Below are 17,087 nucleotides of genomic sequence, written 5' to 3'. Positions count from 1 at the left end.
AAACGTGGCAGAGCATGAGCATCACTACAAGGTCCAGATCACATGGACCGGCAACACAGGCACCGGCACCTCAGGTTACCGCGAATATGAACGCTCGCATGTGATTTCTGCAGATGGAAAGCCCGACATTGCCGGATCGTCCGACCCTGCTTTTCGTGGCGATGCCAGCCGCTGGAACCCGGAGGAACTGCTGCTGGCCTCCGTTTCAGCCTGTCACAAGCTGTGGTATCTGCACTTCTGCGCGGTTTCAGGGGTTGTCGTAACCGACTATGTGGATCAACCCGAAGGCACCATGATGCTCGTGAAAGACGGAGCGGGGCGGTTCACGGAGGTGGTTTTGAAACCGGTCGTAACCATCTCAAAGGGCGACCCACAGACAGCGCTCGAGCTGCACGAAGACGCCCACGAAAAATGCTTCATCGCCAATTCCGTGAATTTCCCGATCCGCGTCGAGGCCTCTGTGAAGACGATATGATGGCTCAGTCTGTCTGCTGGTAGGTTTCGCGCACGATGTAATTCGGTGTCAAATCATCGCGGTAATAAAGCCGCGCGATCATCTCAGCCAGAATGCCTGTGGTGATAAGCTGGACGGAGGATAGCAGCAGAACGACGCCGACCATCAGCATCGGCCTCGTGCCGATGTCGTTGCCGAGAATGAACTTGTCGATGAACAGGTATGTCATGATCACACCGGCCAGCGCACCGAGACCAAGACCCAGAGAGCCGAAGAAGTGGCCTGGGCGTGCCTTGTAGCGCATGAAGAACATGACCGACAGCAGGTCGAGAATGACCCGGAATGTGCGCGAAAGCCCGTATTTAGAAGCGCCGAACTGGCGTGCATGGTGTGTAACAGGCATTTCGCCGATGCGGGTGCTGGGCACCACGCTTGCCACCCAGGCCGGGATGAAGCGGTGCATCTCACCTGTCAGCTTGACCTGCTTGATGATCGATGAACGGTAGATTTTCAGGCTGCATCCGTAATCATGCAGGCGGACACCGGTGATCTTGCCGATCAGCCGGTTGGCGATCCATGAGGGTATCTTGCGCAGAAAAAGCCCGTCCTGACGGTTCTTGCGCCAGCCCACCAGAAGGTCGAGTTCGCGTCGTTCAAGCTCTTCAACGAGCATGGGAATGTCTTTCGGATCGTTCTGCAAGTCGCCATCCAGTGTGGCAATCAGACGGCCTCGGGCGGTATCGATGCCTGCCTGCATGGCGGCTGTCTGTCCGAAATTACGTTGCAGCGCGACGATCTTGAGATTGGAATCTGGCTGCTGCAAATAGGCGCGGGCGTTGACAATCGTCGCATCCGTGCTGCCGTCATCCACCAGAATGAGTTCCCACGACGACGGATAGTTCGTCATGGCCTCGATGATGCGCGTGATCAGCGGGCCGACGCTTTCTTGCTCGTTGAAAATCGGCACGACAAGCGAAAGCTCCAATGCGTCTGCCGCAAGAACGTCTGTGAAAATGGCGGCTTGTATCGTCACGGTAATGTTTCCGTTCGTCATGAAACTGGATTTTGGCCTTGTCCTAACGACGTTTTCCCGCATTTTCAACAAAGACCACAAAGTTTCACTGGCAGGTCTTGTTTGCAAAGTCGGGGCAAGAGAGTAGTGGGGGACGATGCGCGGGTGCGGCGGCGCGAGGGAATGTGATAGGAAACTCGATTGAAGCCTGTCTGGTTTGCACGGTCTATGACCATGGTCACCGCATTCGTGGTTGCCGTCTACGCCGCATTCATCAGCTGGATGTGGGGTTGGGGAACGATCTTTGCGCTCTGGCGAGAAGCGGGACTTGGCGCGGTCTGCATTGCGCTCGCCCTTCTCCTGTCCACTTACGTTCTGCGGACATGGCGGATTTACGATTATTTTCCGAAGGAGACGCAAGGGCAGTTCGCACGCCTGTTCCGGGTGGTCCAGATCCACAATCTTCTCAACATCATGCTGCCGTTTCGCTCCGGCGAAACCAGCTTTCCGCTGCTGATGCGACAGGAATTCGATGTGCGGCTGGCGCGGGGAACCTCAGCTCTGCTCGTCATGCGGCTTTTCGATCTGCATGCCCTTTTGGCGGCAGCAGGTGTTGGGCTGGCGCTGGAAAACAGCTCGCTGGCCTTCTGGGTGTTGTGGATTGTGTTTCTTCTATTACCCGTCTTCGCGTTTGCTACGAGAGAACGGGTTTTCGATCTTGCGCGGCGCGTCGCACCCAAAAAAGCGCAAGGTATCCTTCATGAAGTGCAGGCAGGGCTGCCGGTCGATAGCAGCGCTTTCATGCGAGCCTGGGCCGCCACCATCATCAACTGGTTCGTCAAGATCGCGGTTCTGGCCTGGGTTCTGATGCTGATGGGCAAGATGAGCCTGCCAGCCGGTTTCGGCGGTGCTTTGGGCGGGGAGCTATCTTCCGTGCTTCCTATCCACGCGCCCGGCGGCGTCGGAACCTACCCGGCGGGCATCACCGCCGGGGCAATCGGCTTCGGCGCATCGACGGATGAGGCGGCACTGTCGTCACTGGGGCAGGCAGCCGTCAACGTGCATCTTCTCGTGATACTGTCGTCACTTGTCGGCACGGCGCTGGCGCTATTCGTGCGAGGGCGTAAGTAGCGCCAGCAATGCCTATTACTGAAACGCCGTTTCGTAGAAGCTGCGAAGCTTGCGCGAATGCAACGTCTCAGTCTGCATGGCCGCGAGTTTCTGCACGGCGCGAATGCCGATTTGAAGATGCTGCGACACTTGCGTTTTGTAAAACTCCGTTGCCATGCCGGGCAGTTTCAACTCTCCATGCAGCGGCTTGTCGGACACGCACAGCAGGGTGCCATAAGGTACGCGGAAGCGGAAACCGTTGGCGGCAATGGTGGCCGATTCCATATCCAGCGCGATGGCGCGCGATTGCGACAGGCGCTTGACCGGACCCGCCTGATCGCGAAGTTCCCAGTTGCGATTATCGATGGTGGCGACGGTGCCGGTGCGCATGATGCGCTTCAGTTCGAAACCTTCGTAACCGGTGACTTCCGCCACCGCGCTTTCAAGCGCCAGTTGCACTTCGGCCAGAGCCGGAATGGGCACCCAGACGGGCAGGTCGTCATCCAGCACGTGATCTTCCCGCACATAGGCATGCGCCAACACATAATCACCCAGACGCTGGCTGTTGCGAAGACCGGCGCAGTGGCCGACCATGAGCCACGCATGCGGGCGCAGCACCGCGATGTGATCGGTAATCGTCTTGGCGTTGGACGGGCCGACGCCAATATTGACCAGCGTAATGCCCGCATGGCCCTTTTTCTTCAGGTGATAGGCGGGCATCTGCGGCATGCGGCCCAGCGTCATATCGGTGATCGGGCGGTCGGACCCGGCCTTGGTGACGATATTGCCCGGCTCCACGAATTCCGTATAGCCTTCACCGCCATCCGCCATCATCTTGCGCGCCCATGCGGCGAATTCATCGATGTAGAACTGGTAGTTGGTGAACAGCACGAAGTTCTGGAAATGATTGGCGCTGGTGGCGGTGTAGTGGCTGAGACGCGCCAGCGAATAGTCGATGCGCTGGGCGGTAAAGGGCGCAAGCGGTGCGGGTTCGCCGGGAACCTGATCATATTCGCCATTGGCAATCAGGTCATCGGTGTTGTTGAGATCAGGCGTATCGAACAGATCCCGCAACGGCACATCGGTCAGCGAGGACGCGGCGGATGCCTCCACGAACGCACCTTCTCCGAACGCGAAATGTAGCGGAATGGGCGTGGCCGACTCGGCAACCGTGACATGGACGCTGTGGTTCTTGATGAGAAGGCCAAGCTGCTCTTTCAGATAATGCCGGAAAAGCTGCGGCCGCGTGACGGTCGTCGTGTAGACGCCGGGCGAGGTGACGTGACCATAGGACAGGCGCGAATCGACATGGCCGAAGCTCGATGTCTCGATGCTGACCTGCGGATAACAGGCACGGTAACGCCCCGTTATCGGCGCGCCCTGCGCCAGATCGGTAAAGGACTTGATCAGGAAATTCGTGTTGCGCTCATAAAGCGCCGTCAAGGCGTCCACCGCTGCCACCGGATCGGTAAAAGTCTGCGGCGCGAAGGGCTCTGGCGTGATGAAGGCGAGGTGCGAGATTGTGTGCTTTGCTATTGTCATGGCCCATTATAGAGAGCCAATTTCGACAGGCAAGCGACAGAAATATGTGCGTTTGAAAAACACGCGGAAAAATTTGGCCGATCAGCCGTTTCCTACAAAACCATATGGCAATTGCTGGAAAGACTGTGCTGGCAGGCAATCGACGCGCCCACATTCACCCGCTGGAAACTACGGTTGGGACTCACCACCAAAGCCGCAAAAGACATCGCGAAAATCGCCATCAACACAACGATGATTGTAAAACGACGAACCATAACTGCCATGCCCATTCCCCTTTGCGTCACGTTCTTCCCTAACGTTGGACACGACATTGCCACAGTGGGACTGAACCGACGCTGAGGGTGGGGTTCATGTTGGGTTCAGGGAGGTTAATGGGGGGAGGGATGCGAATAGGTGCTTGATTAGGTTTGATCGGTGCGGACCTGTTTCACGAGTTTCATGATTTCCATCACGCTTTCCTCCACGGAAAGCAGGGTCGTATCGATGCGAAGATCGGGTGTCCATGGTTCGAATTTGCGAGCCTGTATCTGGTTCCAAGTCGGTGGGATCAGGCCTTCGACGGTCGATACTCGGCTTTCGGCCCGATGCTGGTGCACTGTTTTATCAGAGCACATTATTTCGACTTCTATAAACGCCCGATTGGCCTCTCTAGCTGTCGCTCGAAAGGCCGCACGGGTGATGTCGATGGAGTTGACGGTGTCGGCGATGACGGTACGACCCAAACGAAGATTGTCGACTGCGATCCGGTAAAGGACCACATATCCTGCAGGCCCAACATCAGCCCCCACCGGCAGGGAAGAAGCGGAGCGGATGGCCTGCTCGATGCTATCCAGCCGCAGGTAAGTCGTTTGCAATTCAAGAGCTAAAGCCTGAGCAATGGTGCTTTTCCCGGAACCGGGCAAGCCACCGAAAATAATCAACATGGGAACACCTGATTTTTGAAGAGGGTATTCTCTCTAAGTTTCACTTTTATGATCGCTGTCGCGTAGAAGCGATCTTTGAGCTTACGGAGGGATTCCCTAAGTTCTGCACGTTAGAAAAATGCGGGGATACAAATGAAGCAAGCCAAATACGCCACCACATCAAGACTGCCCTCGGTCGAAGAGTATCTGCACCTTCGTGCGATCGCGGGTCTAAGCGCGTTTTCCGAAGACGCTGCAAGAGCAGGACTGGCGGGAACGATCTATTCCGTAATGGTTCTACGCGATGGATCGGCAGTCGGAATGGGTCGATTGATCGGCGACGGCGGGTGCTTTTTTCAGGTCGTTGATATCGCCGTTCATCCAGACCATCAAGGACGCGGGCTTGGAAAGGCCATCATGGATGCGATCATGACCTATGTCTCGACAGAACTGCCCACAACCGCTTATGTCAGCCTGATCGCTGACATTCCCGCGAACAAGCTCTATGAAAAATTTGGATTTGCGGAGACCGCACCGAGATCGCTGGGAATGGCATTTCGCGTCAAACGTTAGGCCACGACGTTTTCGGATAAAAAGGGACGTTCTATTCGAGGCTAAGGAAATTTCGTGATGCTAATTTACTTGGAAATTTAAGGGTTTCACGGCGATGTTGAGGCAGATCAATATTCTGGTTGTATCAGCATGAACTCACTCCGGCTCAACGTGGATCGCGAGATACCGAGTGCACTGAGCACAGACTTGGAAACAATGCCCGCGCCTGTCGTCTCCGAGCTGCAGATGGTCAGGGAAAACGATGGGATTTCAGCGGCCTTGTTCAGCATAGCCGAAAACGGAGATTTGGGAGACAGAGCGGTCGTCAATCTCTTATCAGCGCGGGGTCAAACGGATATCAAGTTCGACCTTTCAAACCCATAATTGATGCTTTCGGCAGATGATGCAGGCTCTAAAGAAATATTGAGCATCGTCTGGATACGACCTGAGTGCCAACCAGATTTTCTGACATGCGTCGGCTCTGGGTTTGCCGTCCCGACCTTCGAGGCAAGACGGCAAACCGTTTTCTGTTACTCCTTAAACACCTTCCCCAAAAACGCCTCAAACGAAGGACGCCAGACGTCCATCTCGTGGCCGAGGTCTTTGTATTCCACGTAATCGTGGGCGATCTTCTTTTCGTCGAGGGTGGCTTTCAAACCGGCGATGTCCTTGCCGGTCACGACATCCTTGGTGCCGACGGTGACGGTGAGGTTGCGGAGTGTCTTGTTGAGTTTGTCGGGCTCGTTCAGTGCGGCATCGACGGCTTTGTTGGGAACCGTGGTGGTGGTGACGCCGCTGAAGGTGGCGACCCAGCCGAAGGTGCCGAGGTGGGTGAGGCCGGAAACGAGGGACTGGTAGCCGCCTTGCGAAAGGCCGACCACGGCGCGGCCGTCTGCATCGTCACGCACTTTGTAGTGCTTTTTCATGTAGGGGATGAGGTCTTCCACCAGTTCGCGGTCGATGGCATCTGCATTGATGGGGTAGAAGGTCTTGCGACGCTCGGCACCGGGGAAGTTTTCGGCGATGGCTTCGGGTATGTCAGCTTCCGTATCCGGGATGACGACGATCATCGGCTCGATTTTCTTCTCGGCCAGGAGATTGTCGAGAATCTCAGGGGCGCGGCCCTGCGCAACCCAGGAGGCGACGGTGTCACCGAAGCCGTGATAGAGATACATGACCGGCAGTGGTTTGGACGCATCCGTGTAGCCAGGCGGCGTGTAGATATAGGTCGCGCGCTGGGATTTGAGCGCTTTGGACGCAATGGTGACAAGTCGAAGCTCGCCGTGCGGCACATCCCGCACATCGACAATGCTACCGGGAACCAGAATGAGGCTGGTGTTCACCTGCCGCTGCGGCTTGGGGTAATTGGTGCCGGTATCGATGCTGCGAAAGCCGTCGATGTTGAAATAATACTCGTAGAGATTGGGTTTCAGCACATCTGTTTTGACGGTCCATATGCCGTTATCACCGCGTTTCATCTCCAGTGGCGCTTTGGTGCCGAGAGCGACTGATACTGCCTTGGCCGATGGCGCAAACAGGCGGAAGGTGATCGATCCATCCTTTTCAACACCCGTCACGAACTCGTTTAGGGGACGGTCAGCAGGCGGCGAAGCCGGTGGTTCTGCAGCGAATGCGGGTGCAGTCATGATGCAACTGGCCAAAAGGACACAAGGCAAAAGCAGGCGCATGAAAATATTTCCTCCAAATTACGTTACCCCCGATTTGGAAACTGACAGATGGCCGATGCCTTTTCAACCGCGCACTGGCGGGGCAGGTACAAAGATCAGGCTGCTTGCTGAAACCGGCATTCCTCGTTAGGACCAGTTGCGGCCCGTGCAACGGTGGCTCTCATTGGCACATATTGCGCAAGAGCTGTGGCGCGGGTCGACATTCATAGGACGTGTAAGGAAATACCGTGAAAATTTTAAAAGTGCTGACGATGGTTCTCATCTTCGCTGTCGTGATCTTCGGTTACCGTTGGTACAGCTATGTGACCAACACCGAGAGCCCGTACAACGAAGTCGGCATCGAGCTGAACAGCCGCATGCCAGGCCCAATCAACAAATGGGGCTGCGACAAGCTGCACCAGACATTCGGCAATGTTCTGCCACCTTACGGCTGCCAGGCTGGCGACGGAACGCAGTGGCTCTAACGCTTCACACACGAATCAAAAAAAGGCGCCGCGTGAACGGCGCCTTTTTCATTGGTAGCGTAATGATCAGCCGATCATGGCGTTGTCATCGCGCTTGATGGCAACGAGAGCAGAACGCGGTAGCTTGCCTTTACCATCCGGGAAGGGCGCATTGGGGTGCTGGATGCCGACGAAGTGGGTGCGTTTGTCGGCAGACCATGTCTGTCCGGTGACTTCCGAGCCCTTCGGTGCGGTCAAGAAACGTTCGATGCGGCCGGTGACAGGGTCGCCCGCCAGCATCTGGTTGTTCCCCTGTCCGGCATACTGGCCGTCATTGCTGTCTTCCCCATCCGTCTGAATCCAGAGCAGGCCGGTCGAATCGAACATCATGCCATCGGGCGAGTTGAACATGTTACCGGCGTTGATGTTGGACGAGCCCGCATAGGCATCCTTGTGAACATCCGGGTTGCCGGCCATGCAGAACAGATCCCACTTGAACTTGGCATCCGCATGGTCGTCATTTTCAGGATACCAGCGGACGATCTGGCCGTATTCGTTCTTCTCGCGTGGGTTTGCGGCATTGAGAGCCATGGCATCGCCGCCACCGTTAGCGCGCAGCTTGCCGTCTTTCGTAACACCGCGATTGGTGTTGTTGGTCAGCGCGCAATAGGCTTCGATGGCGACGGGGTTGATGGCCACCCATTCCGGGCGGTCCATGGTGGTGGCACCCACCTTGGAGGCGGCCTGGCGGGTGAAGACGCAAATCTCGTCCATCTTCATGCCTGTCGATTCAGGCGTCAGTGCCACCCATTCGCCGTTGCCGTCATCGGTAAACTTGGCAACGTAGAGTGTGCCTTCGTCCAGCAGCTTCGAGGTGTCACCACCCGGCACATAGATGCCGTGGGAGATGAACTTGTAGAGGAACTCCCCACGCTCGTCGTCGCCCATATAGACGACCACGCGGCCATCGCGCGCGATGACGACGGCGGCGTTCTCGTGCTTGATGCGGCCAAGAGCGGTGCGCTTGATCGGCGTGGAGGACGCGTTGGATGGATCGATCTCCACGACGTAACCGGCACGGCGCGGCTCGTTGGGGTGCTTGGAAACGTCGAAACGTTCATCGAACAGCTCGTAGCCGTAACGGGTTTCCGCCGCGATGCCGTAGCGCTTGTAATCATCCGGCATTTTGAAAGCGGCGTCTGTGGAGCCGAAATAGCCGTTGAAGTTTTCTTCGCAGGTCAGGTAGGTGCCCCACGGTGTGCGGCCCGCGCCGCAATTGTTGAAGGTGCCAAGACAGTCGATGCCGTTTGAATCGGTGGCGGTCTTGACGAGATCCGAACCGGCGGCGGGGCCGGACAGCTTCATCGGTGTGTTGTGGTGAATGCGGCGGTTGAACGGGCTGCCGACGACGATCTGCCAGCCATCATTACCTTCCGCCACTTCCATAACGGTCACGCCCTGCATGTGCTGGAGGATTTTGACCTCGTCCAGATTGGCTGGCATGCCCTTTTCGCGGTGGGGCAGGTTCGTCTCGTTGTTCACATATTCATGGTTGACGGCAATCAGCTGATGGTTGCCAACGACGAAAAGCTCCATGCCATCGGTGTTTTCGCCGAAAACCTTGTCGGAGTTCTCAAGGCTGACGCCTTTGACCGGGTCGATATCCTGCACGTTTGGAAAAAGCGGCTGGCCCCATTTGGCAACCGGCTTCCAGCTGTAACCTTCGGGTACATGAATGGTGTTGTCCGTTGCGGCAGCCACCGGCTTGAAAGGAAAGCGCGAAGCCGCTTCCTGCGCCTGCGCAGATGTGGAGCTTGCGAGATTCCCGAGTGTGCCGAGTGCGGCAGCGGCAGAACCGAAGGCCAGAACGCCACCGAGAAAACCGCGACGCGAAATCGCCGATTCCACCACGCGGTCGAAATCCGTCACAGCCGGTGGCGGGTTCTGAAGCTCATCCCACTCATCCCAGCTCAGTTTGCTCGTGTCTATCTTTGTCATAATGCTCTCCATCCGCTCGCAGTTTGGAATAGTTCCAGGAAGAGCAACTAAAGCGGGTTCATTACAGCGATATGACGGATTAAATCCACATAAACAATCTAAGATTGTAAGCGCCGCGCCAGCTGGGGTCTATTTTCTCGTGTCGCTTATTTTGTTAGGCATGGCCCAGTCGGGATTCGTGGAGCAGTGCTATGGGCAAGTCTATCAAACTGAAAATTCTTCCGCAGGCCTATGCCATTGCGCGTCTCGACCCGGACGCAGCAATACCGGATTGGGCGGACGGAGCGGGCTTTGTCAGCATCAGTCGCACGGATGACGAGTTGTCGATCGTCTGCGTCGAGGGCAGGGTGCCGCAGAGTGCTCGCAAGGATGCGGGCTGGACCTGCCTCAAACTTCTCGGGCCCTTCGAATTCGGAGAGACGGGCATTGTCCTGTCCATCATCAGGCCGCTATCGGAAAACGGTCTTGGAATTTTCATCGTCTCGACCTTCGACGGAGATCATCTTCTGGTCAAAACCAGCGACCTGGAAAAGGCCGTGGCACTGCTTGCTCAGGCCGGGCACATCGTGTCCGACGCAGACAGTTGAGCCGTCGGCTCTCTGTTGCAAGCGCAACTCATGTGGTGCGGTTGACCACATGAGGCTTTGTCGACGGAAAAAGAATAGACGGATGGTTTAGAGCCGCGACCATGTCTGGGTTTTGCACAGAACCTTCAGGACGCAGCCCTTCATGCTAAGGGAGCCGCCAGAAACGGTGCCGGTGCCGGCATAGGTCTTGTCATTGGCAGGGTCGGTGATCTCGCCGGAATAGCTGTTGCCCTTGCCGCTCATCTTGCCAATCTGCTTTCCGGCGTGTTTGCCGGTCTTCAACGTCACACAATAGGCGGAGCCGCACTGGGTGATGGCTGCGGTCTCGCCGCTGGCCGTTTTCCAGTTGCCTTCGATGGCCTCTGCGGCAAAGGCGCTGCTGCCCATCAAAAATGCGGCGGCGGCAAGTATCGTCATTCTCTTCATAGGGACCTCCCAATCCAGCTTCGCCTGAACCTCGCAATCGCTTAAGGCCAGGTGCTCGCAACTCCTGATGCGAATGCCATGATTTATAGTTGACGTGAACGTAAAAGGAAATATGGCCGCAGCGAAATTCGCTGCTTTTTAACCGGCTCACAGCTCGAAAAAACGATCGCGAAAAAATCGCAAGTTTGGACGTGGTTACGAAAGAGTTGAAATCCATCCGTAAACTTTTCGTAAAATTGTCTACAAAGTCCTTAATTTCCGGGCCTTGTGATATTTAACAAAAACCCAATTTTACCAATCGTTTGGACTTTGTTTGTCCCCTATTAATCATGGATTTTAAGCGCCTGTTGAAGCCCGTTTGGCATAGTGGGGACATCGAAAGAGCAGGGAAAACCTGCCGACGGAAAAGGCCAGAACAAGCCGCAGAAGACGGTAAGGCCTTACTCGCAAAAGCTCCCGAAGAGGGGCGCAGACAAAACGCTAACGGGCAAACAGGATAGAAAAAATGGCACGCTTTGAAGTTCGCGATATCGAAATGGCAGTCGCCGGTGGCCAGAGCCGCGCGGATGTCTTCTGCAACCTCGGCCTGATCTACGCGACAGGCCGTGGCTGCGCACCGGACCTCATCGCTGCCCACAAATGGCTCAACATCGCCGCCATCAAGGGTTCGGAACGGGCAGCCTCGCTGCGCGCCGATCTGGCCCGCAACATGAACAAGGCAGACCTCGCCAAGGCGCTGCGCGCCGCCCGCGATTGGATGACGACCCACTGACATCAAGCATCGACCACCCGGTGCCAATACAAAAAGACAGAGCGATCTGAAGATCGCCACTCTCTCCGGCCGGTTCCCTCCAGTCCTAGCCGGACATAAAAAGAAGACCCCCGCAAAGGGACAGCTAGATCCACGCTGCAAAATCAAACCGTGACCGGCAGAAACAAGGCCGGCACGGTTTTTTGTTGTTCAGGTACTGGCTTGCGTCTAACCCAGCGCCTTCAACACCTTCGGCAGCGCATCCGCAAACAAATCCAGCTTGTCGTCCGGTGCAGCACTCACACGAATGCAGCGGTTGAGCGGTTCCACGCCGGGCATGCGAATGAAGACGCCGTGGTCCATCAGTCCGTCTACGATGGATTTGGCGTAAGTGGCGTCCTTATGGCAATCGATCGCGACGAAGTTCGTCGCTGAGGGCAGGGGCGACAGGCCGTTCTGGCGGGCAATGGTTGAAATGCGCTCGCGGGCATTGGCGATGCGTTTGACGACGTCCCGCAAATAGGCCTGATCCTTTAGGGCCGCCATAGCGGCGGCAACGGAAACGCGGGGCATTCCGAAGTGATTGCGGATTTTATCGAAGGCTTGCGCATTTCCCAGCGTGCCGATGGCATAACCCACGCGCGCACCTGCCAGGCCATACGCCTTGGAGAAGGTGCGCATGCGCAGCACATTCGGCATGCCGATTATGGCGCGAACGCTGGGAACAGCGCTTTCGGGAGCGGTTTCGCAGTAGGCCTCGTCCAGCACCAGCAGACACGTGTCCGGCAATGCTTTGGCAAACGTCAGAACCTCGCTTGCGTCCCACCAGCTTCCCATCGGATTATCCGGGTTGGCGAAATACACCAGCGGCGCATTTTCCTTTTTGACAAGGTCCAGCAGCCCGTCGAGATTTTCATGGTCATCCAGATAGGGCGTCGTCTCCAGACGCCCACCGAAGCCTTTAACATGGTAGTTGAAGGTGGGATAACCGCCCAAAGACGTGACGACCGGCGTTCCGGGCTCCACGACCAGCCGCACGATTTCCCCCAGAAGGCCATCCACGCCGTTTCCGATAGCAATATTATCGCGCGAAATGCCGTGATGGATAGCGAGCGCTTCCCGTAACTCGAAATTCTCAGGGTCAGCATACATCCACGTCTCGGTCGCTGCCTGGCGTATGGCCTCCAGAACTGAAGGTGCCGGGCCAAAACCGCTTTCATTGGCTCCAATCCGCGCCTTCACGGCAAGCTTGCGGTTGCGCTCTATGGCCTCGGGACCGACAAACGGCACGGAGGAGGGAAGCGAAGCGGCGAGCGACGTAAAGCGCGAAAATGCGGACATTTCAGAGGGTTCCGTAATCCGTTGGAAGAACTGCCTCACAATATAATCAAAAACGGCCCGCGCAAGGCAGGCCGTAGGAAATGCATGTGTTTTGATAGTCTTTCTTTGCCGCCACGAGGCGAGATGACGATGCGCCTACAGCGCCGTCTCGAAGCTCAGGCGGCGAATATGGTGCAGGAACTCCGCATCGATCAGCATGTTGAAGCCGACCGTTGCCTTTTCCTCTTCACGACGGATGAGGGTGCAGCCGATTTCATCACGAATACCCAGCACTTCGAGATAGAAGTTGGTGGGCATGTCCAGATGCGGGCTCACTTCGATGTCCGCACCATATAACGAGATATTTCTGATGAGGCATCGCATGGTGTTTTTGGCACTGAGATGATGACCGATGAAGGTGATCTTGCCCGGCCGATCGACCGGGTACTTCTCGTACATCTCGTCGTGCGGAACGGCATCGTGTGCGTTGATATTTACGTTGAGTGCCATGACAACCTCCCGATTGCCTTTTGTCTGAATACAATCATACGCCCGCTTCGTTGCCAAACGCTGAATCGAAACAGTAAGATTGAACTGTTTCTGGCCTGTTTTGCCACAGCGATCTGCATCTTTGAAACGAACTCGCGACTTGAAACGTGTTTAGAGACAGAAGGTTGCGTAGAGCTGGTTTGCGGTTGACGCTTGGCGTACTTGGCGTTACGCCTTGAAGCATCTTGTGGAATGATGGAGCAGCAAAATGGCAGGCACACTCGTCATCGTCGGCGCGGGCCAGGCCGCCTTTGCTCTTGCCGCGAAACTGCGCGCGCTGAATGATGACCGGCCCGTTACCATCATCGGTTCTGAAGATGTCGCGCCTTACCAAAGGCCGCCGCTGTCCAAAAAATACCTGATGGGCGACATGTCTTTCGACCGGCTGCAATTTCGTGGTCCTGAATGGTTTGCGGAAAACAATGTCGAGATGCGCCTTTCCACCTGGGTGGAAGAGATAGACCGCGCCAACAAAACTGTTCGGATGCAGGATGGCAGCACGCTTTCCTATGACAAGCTGGCGCTGGCAACCGGCGCGGCCCCCCGAGAGCTTCCAGCAGGTGTTGGCGGAGATCTCGACGGCGTATTGACGGTGCGCGATAAACGCGACGCCGACCGTTTGATGGCGGAGATGCAGCCCGGACGCCGGCTGCTCGTCATCGGTGGTGGTTATATCGGCCTGGAGGCTGCTGCCGTCGCGCGGCAGCTCGGGCTGGAGGTCACGCTGATCGAAATGGCCGAGCGGATATTGCAGCGCGTGGCAGCCAGCGAGACAGCCACCATCATGCGCGATATCCACCGTTCCCGCGGCGTTACGATTCGCGAAAAAACCGGACTTGTGCGTCTGATCGGCACGGATGGGCGCGTCAGTGCCGCCGAGCTTTCCGATGGTTCGGTTCTCGATGTGGATTTCGTCATCGTCGGTATCGGCGTTCTGCCCAATGACCGGCTCGCCCGCGATTCGGGCCTCGATATCGGCAACGGTATTCTGGTTGATGAATTCACCCGCACCTCCGACCCGGATATTCACGCAATAGGTGATTGCGCGCTTTTACCAATGAATGGCGCAAGCGTCCGGTTGGAATCCGTGCAGAACGCCGTGGACCAGGCGGAGGCCGCAGCCCTTATCCTGACAGGGCAGGAGCAGCCATACCGGCCAAAGCCATGGTTCTGGTCGGATCAGTATGATGTGAAACTCCAGATCGCCGGTTTCAACATGGGGTATGACGAAACGCTGTCGCGCCCGGGCCAGAGGGAAGGCAGCCATTCGGTATGGTATTTCCATCAGGGGCATTTTATCGCCGTGGATGCCATCAACGATGCCAAGGCCTATGTCAGCGGAAAGAAGCTGCTCGACACGGGCAAGGAACCGAACAGAGCGATTCTCGCCGATCATTCTGCTGATTTGAAATTGCTGCTCGCATAAAGGACGATCCATGCCAGTCTCCGAAAACCGCTTCAAAACCGCGATAAAGCAGGGCAAACCGCAAATCGGTCTGTGGCTGGACATGGGCGAGGCGATTACCGCCGAGATTGCCGGAACCGCCGGATTCGACTGGCTGGTCATCGATGGTGAACACGGGCCGAACGATTTGCGCAGCATCATCGACCAATTGCGCGCCCTGTCGACATCATCTGCGGAACCCGTCGTGCGCGTACCGACGGGCGAGAGCTGGATCATCAAGCAGATGCTAGATGCCGGTGCGCGAACGCTGCTGGTGCCGATGGTCGATTCGGCTGAGCAGGCCCAAGCTCTGGTGGCGGCAATGCATTACCCTCCACGCGGCATTCGCGGCATGGGCGCAGTCGTAGCCCGGGCATCCGGTTTCAATACGATTGAAGATTACTCTCAAACCGCCTCTGACGGTGTGTGCCTTCTGGTACAGGCGGAAACCCGCGCTGCAATTGCCGATCTCGACAACATTCTTAAGACAGACGGCATCGATGGCGTTTTCATCGGCCCTGCGGATTTGGCCGCGGATATGGGCTATCTCGGCCGCATCGATGAAAAAGAAGTTCAGGACGTCATCGAAACAGCGATTCGCAAGATTGTCGCGGCGGGCAAGGCCGCCGGCATTTTGACGTTCAATGAGACGTTCAATAAACGCTATCTCGAACTCGGCGCATCATTTGTCGCTGTCGGTGCCGATGTCACCGAGTTTTCAAGTGCGCTGAAATCACTATGTGCGCGATATAAGGGCGGCGAAGCAACGAAAGCCTCGAGCTACTGAGCCTGCTCAGTCGTCGTTGCTGGCGTTCAGCTTATGCGGAGGAATGCCCTCTTCGCCGGAAAACAGAAAACCCTCGCGCACAAGCCAGTCTCTGAGAATACGTTGGATCGCTTCGTCGCGTCCAATATGGCTGTCCTGACAAAATGCGGCGAGTGCAGTTTCAACCTCATGATTAAGGTCCATGTGATTCTCCCGTTTAAATAAAAAAATGGGGCGAGGAGATACGTCTCCTCGCCCCATCTGAATGCCAACTGAGCTTAGCGCCAGCGATAAATGCTGCTGCTCTTCTGCTCGTTTGCTGCCGTAGCGACGAAATAGCCAAGGGCAAAGCCCAGAGCGCCGACAACGGTCAATACGGACGTCGCTGTGCCGGGGTTTTCCTTCACGGCTTCAACAACATTGTGGCCCTGGGCCTTTACCGTCTGTGCGGCAGTCTGTGCTGCACGCTGAAGGCGGCCACTGGCTTCGTCAACGAACTCCGAAGCTTCGTTCGAAAGCGTACCGGCGCGAGCCGAAACGGATTTGGACAATGACGAAATCTGCGAACGCAGCTCCGCAATCTGATTCTCGACTGTATCTTCGACAACATTCAATTTGGTCTGAGCCATCTAAAATCACCTCTTGCTGTTTCCGAGGTGGTAACGCAGTAGGCGCACGAATGTTCCGCAGTGCAGCGATAATGATTTTCAGGATTGTCGGGATTTTTGTTTGATGGCGGAGAGGATGGGATTCGAACCCACGATACGCTTTTGACGTATACTCCCTTAGCAGGGGAGCGCCTTCGACCACTCGGCCACCTCTCCGGTGCCGCCTGATTATTGCTTAAAAAAATCGAATGCAAGGCCTTTTCTATAAAGAGACGAAAAAGAACAGTTCGTCCCGGGTTTTTCGTGAGCAGATCAAAGCGATTCGGGAAGAATCAGCAGATTCGAAGAGAAAAATGCGAATCGGTGATGAGCTATTCCCTTCATGAAGATGCGCAGTCTCGGTTTGTCCTTCTCTTATGGATTGCCCTCCAGCAGCGAATAATCGTCTATGACAACGTTGCGCATATAGAGAGAATGGCTTTTGCGTGCTCTTTCCACAGGCTTCCCCCGGACGGCAACCGCCACTGAACGATTATAAGTCCCGGATTCAAAACAGCTTTTTTAAGGTTTTGTAAACTTCTACGGCTCTCGGATGAGCCGAATGTGTGTTTTTGGCAACATGCCGAACCGAAGCAGACGAGGAAAGCCGTCATAAGTACGTTTGCCGATTGCAAGCGCGGCAAGCTTCCGTATTTTCAGCAACGGAAGCGAGGCGGTGGATCGTCCGTTTTCGAGAACACGGGAATGGGGCAGGGAATGCTGTCCTTCAGCTTAAGAACCCAGACCCTTTTGAAACTTGACTGGAGGTCAACCATGAACATTAAGAGCCTTTTGATCGGCTCCGCTGCAGCTCTCGCGGCAGTATCTGGCGCACAGGCTGCCGACGCTATCGTCGCTGCTGAGCCAGAACCAATGGAATACGTTCGCGTTTGCGA

General features: G+C 56.2%; 20 protein-coding genes and 1 tRNA gene. 9 read left to right on the top strand and 12 right to left on the bottom strand.

Features of this window, described 5'->3' with window-relative positions; genetic code table 11:
• The first annotated feature begins 4 nt into the window (after positions 1 to 4).
• On the top strand, positions 5 to 475 hold the full coding sequence (locus tag ATO67_RS21175; protein ID WP_067653797.1) for an OsmC family protein: 471 nt from the start codon (positions 5 to 7) through the stop codon (positions 473 to 475).
• Between the two features lie 4 nt (positions 476 to 479).
• On the opposite strand, the gene ATO67_RS21170 is transcribed toward ATO67_RS21175, so the two are convergent.
• On the bottom strand, positions 480 to 1,487 hold the full coding sequence (locus tag ATO67_RS21170; RefSeq protein WP_067653796.1) for a glycosyltransferase family 2 protein: 1,008 nt from the start codon (positions 1,485 to 1,487) through the stop codon (positions 480 to 482).
• Between the two features lie 207 nt (positions 1,488 to 1,694).
• Here ATO67_RS21170 and ATO67_RS21165 point away from each other — a divergent pair, with 207 nt between their 5' ends.
• On the top strand, positions 1,695 to 2,597 hold the full coding sequence (locus ATO67_RS21165) for a lysylphosphatidylglycerol synthase transmembrane domain-containing protein (RefSeq protein WP_067653683.1): 903 nt from the start codon (positions 1,695 to 1,697) through the stop codon (positions 2,595 to 2,597).
• A gap of 15 nt (positions 2,598 to 2,612) precedes the next feature.
• Here the strand turns inward: ATO67_RS21165 and amn are convergent, their stop codons facing one another.
• From amn to ATO67_RS21155, 3 genes are all read right to left on the bottom strand, one after another.
• Positions 2,613 to 4,118: an AMP nucleosidase gene (amn, locus tag ATO67_RS21160; protein ID WP_067653681.1), complete on the bottom strand. Its 1,506-nt coding sequence runs from the start codon at positions 4,116 to 4,118 to the stop codon at positions 2,613 to 2,615.
• 92 nt (positions 4,119 to 4,210) lie between these two features.
• Positions 4,211 to 4,381, bottom strand: coding sequence for a hypothetical protein (locus tag ATO67_RS23335; protein WP_170063793.1), 171 nt, complete (start codon positions 4,379 to 4,381; stop codon positions 4,211 to 4,213).
• Positions 4,382 to 4,519: 138 nt separating this feature from the next.
• Positions 4,520 to 5,041 carry a P-loop nucleotide/nucleoside kinase family protein gene (locus ATO67_RS21155; RefSeq protein WP_067653679.1) on the bottom strand — a complete coding sequence of 174 codons (522 nt, stop codon included), beginning with the start codon at positions 5,039 to 5,041 and terminating at the stop codon, positions 4,520 to 4,522.
• Between the two features lie 132 nt (positions 5,042 to 5,173).
• Between ATO67_RS21155 and ATO67_RS21150 the strand changes: the two genes are divergently transcribed.
• Positions 5,174 to 5,593, top strand: coding sequence for a GNAT family N-acetyltransferase (locus ATO67_RS21150; protein ID WP_067653678.1), 420 nt, complete (start codon positions 5,174 to 5,176; stop codon positions 5,591 to 5,593).
• 509 nt (positions 5,594 to 6,102) lie between these two features.
• Here the strand turns inward: ATO67_RS21150 and ATO67_RS21140 are convergent.
• The gene (locus ATO67_RS21140; protein ID WP_245304058.1) at positions 6,103 to 7,218 is read right to left on the bottom strand and encodes an esterase; all 1,116 of its coding nucleotides are present in this window, start codon (positions 7,216 to 7,218) and stop codon (positions 6,103 to 6,105) included.
• A gap of 293 nt (positions 7,219 to 7,511) precedes the next feature.
• Between ATO67_RS21140 and ATO67_RS21135 the strand changes: the two genes are divergently transcribed.
• Complete coding sequence (locus tag ATO67_RS21135; protein ID WP_067653672.1) at positions 7,512 to 7,724, top strand: hypothetical protein; 213 nt, start codon at positions 7,512 to 7,514, stop codon at positions 7,722 to 7,724.
• 66 nt (positions 7,725 to 7,790) lie between these two features.
• Here the strand turns inward: ATO67_RS21135 and ATO67_RS21130 are convergent, their stop codons facing one another.
• Complete coding sequence (locus ATO67_RS21130) at positions 7,791 to 9,701, bottom strand: PhoX family protein (protein ID WP_067653670.1); 1,911 nt, start codon at positions 9,699 to 9,701, stop codon at positions 7,791 to 7,793.
• A 191-nt stretch (positions 9,702 to 9,892) separates the two neighbouring features.
• On the opposite strand from ATO67_RS21130, the gene ATO67_RS21125 reads away from it, so the two are divergent.
• Positions 9,893 to 10,288: an ACT domain-containing protein gene (locus ATO67_RS21125; RefSeq protein WP_067653668.1), complete on the top strand. Its 396-nt coding sequence runs from the start codon at positions 9,893 to 9,895 to the stop codon at positions 10,286 to 10,288.
• Between the two features lie 87 nt (positions 10,289 to 10,375).
• Here the strand turns inward: ATO67_RS21125 and ATO67_RS21120 are convergent, their stop codons facing one another.
• Positions 10,376 to 10,714 (bottom strand): DUF2147 domain-containing protein, encoded by a 339-nt coding sequence (locus ATO67_RS21120; protein ID WP_067653666.1) that lies wholly within the window; start codon positions 10,712 to 10,714, stop codon positions 10,376 to 10,378.
• 505 nt (positions 10,715 to 11,219) lie between these two features.
• Here ATO67_RS21120 and ATO67_RS21115 point away from each other — a divergent pair.
• Positions 11,220 to 11,486 carry an SEL1-like repeat protein gene (locus tag ATO67_RS21115; RefSeq protein WP_067653665.1) on the top strand — a complete coding sequence of 89 codons (267 nt, stop codon included), beginning with the start codon at positions 11,220 to 11,222 and terminating at the stop codon, positions 11,484 to 11,486.
• A 207-nt stretch (positions 11,487 to 11,693) separates the two neighbouring features.
• On the opposite strand, the gene ATO67_RS21110 is transcribed toward ATO67_RS21115, so the two are convergent.
• A complete protein-coding gene (locus tag ATO67_RS21110) occupies positions 11,694 to 12,806 on the bottom strand; it encodes a pyridoxal phosphate-dependent aminotransferase (RefSeq protein ID WP_067653663.1) in 1,113 nt (370 codons plus the stop codon).
• Positions 12,807 to 12,941: 135 nt separating this feature from the next.
• Entirely contained in the window at positions 12,942 to 13,295 is a 354-nt protein-coding gene (locus ATO67_RS21105; RefSeq protein WP_067653661.1) for a hypothetical protein, read from the bottom strand.
• 247 nt (positions 13,296 to 13,542) lie between these two features.
• Here ATO67_RS21105 and ATO67_RS21100 point away from each other — a divergent pair, with 247 nt between their 5' ends.
• Positions 13,543 to 14,760 (top strand): NAD(P)/FAD-dependent oxidoreductase, encoded by a 1,218-nt coding sequence (locus tag ATO67_RS21100; RefSeq protein WP_067653659.1) that lies wholly within the window; start codon positions 13,543 to 13,545, stop codon positions 14,758 to 14,760.
• A 10-nt stretch (positions 14,761 to 14,770) separates the two neighbouring features.
• On the top strand, positions 14,771 to 15,565 hold the full coding sequence (locus tag ATO67_RS21095; protein ID WP_067653657.1) for an aldolase/citrate lyase family protein: 795 nt from the start codon (positions 14,771 to 14,773) through the stop codon (positions 15,563 to 15,565).
• A gap of 6 nt (positions 15,566 to 15,571) precedes the next feature.
• Here ATO67_RS21095 and ATO67_RS23330 read toward each other — a convergent pair whose 3' ends face one another.
• The 3 genes from ATO67_RS23330 to ATO67_RS21085 form a co-directional block, all read right to left on the bottom strand.
• Positions 15,572 to 15,748, bottom strand: coding sequence for a hypothetical protein (locus ATO67_RS23330; protein WP_170063795.1), 177 nt, complete (start codon positions 15,746 to 15,748; stop codon positions 15,572 to 15,574).
• Positions 15,749 to 15,822: 74 nt separating this feature from the next.
• Complete coding sequence (locus ATO67_RS21090) at positions 15,823 to 16,173, bottom strand: hypothetical protein (RefSeq protein ID WP_067653655.1); 351 nt, start codon at positions 16,171 to 16,173, stop codon at positions 15,823 to 15,825.
• A 104-nt stretch (positions 16,174 to 16,277) separates the two neighbouring features.
• Positions 16,278 to 16,368: transfer RNA gene (locus ATO67_RS21085), tRNA-Ser, on the bottom strand.
• A gap of 540 nt (positions 16,369 to 16,908) precedes the next feature.
• Between ATO67_RS21085 and ATO67_RS23635 the strand changes: the two genes are divergently transcribed.
• On the top strand, positions 16,909 to 17,087 hold a 179-nt coding region (locus ATO67_RS23635), incomplete at its 3' end, for a porin (RefSeq protein ID WP_245304063.1).

The organism is Agrobacterium bohemicum (assembly GCF_001562555.1).
GTDB classification, from domain to species: Bacteria; Pseudomonadota; Alphaproteobacteria; order Rhizobiales; family Rhizobiaceae; genus Agrobacterium; species Agrobacterium bohemicum.
This window is presented reverse-complemented; position numbering and strand designations above follow the sequence as displayed.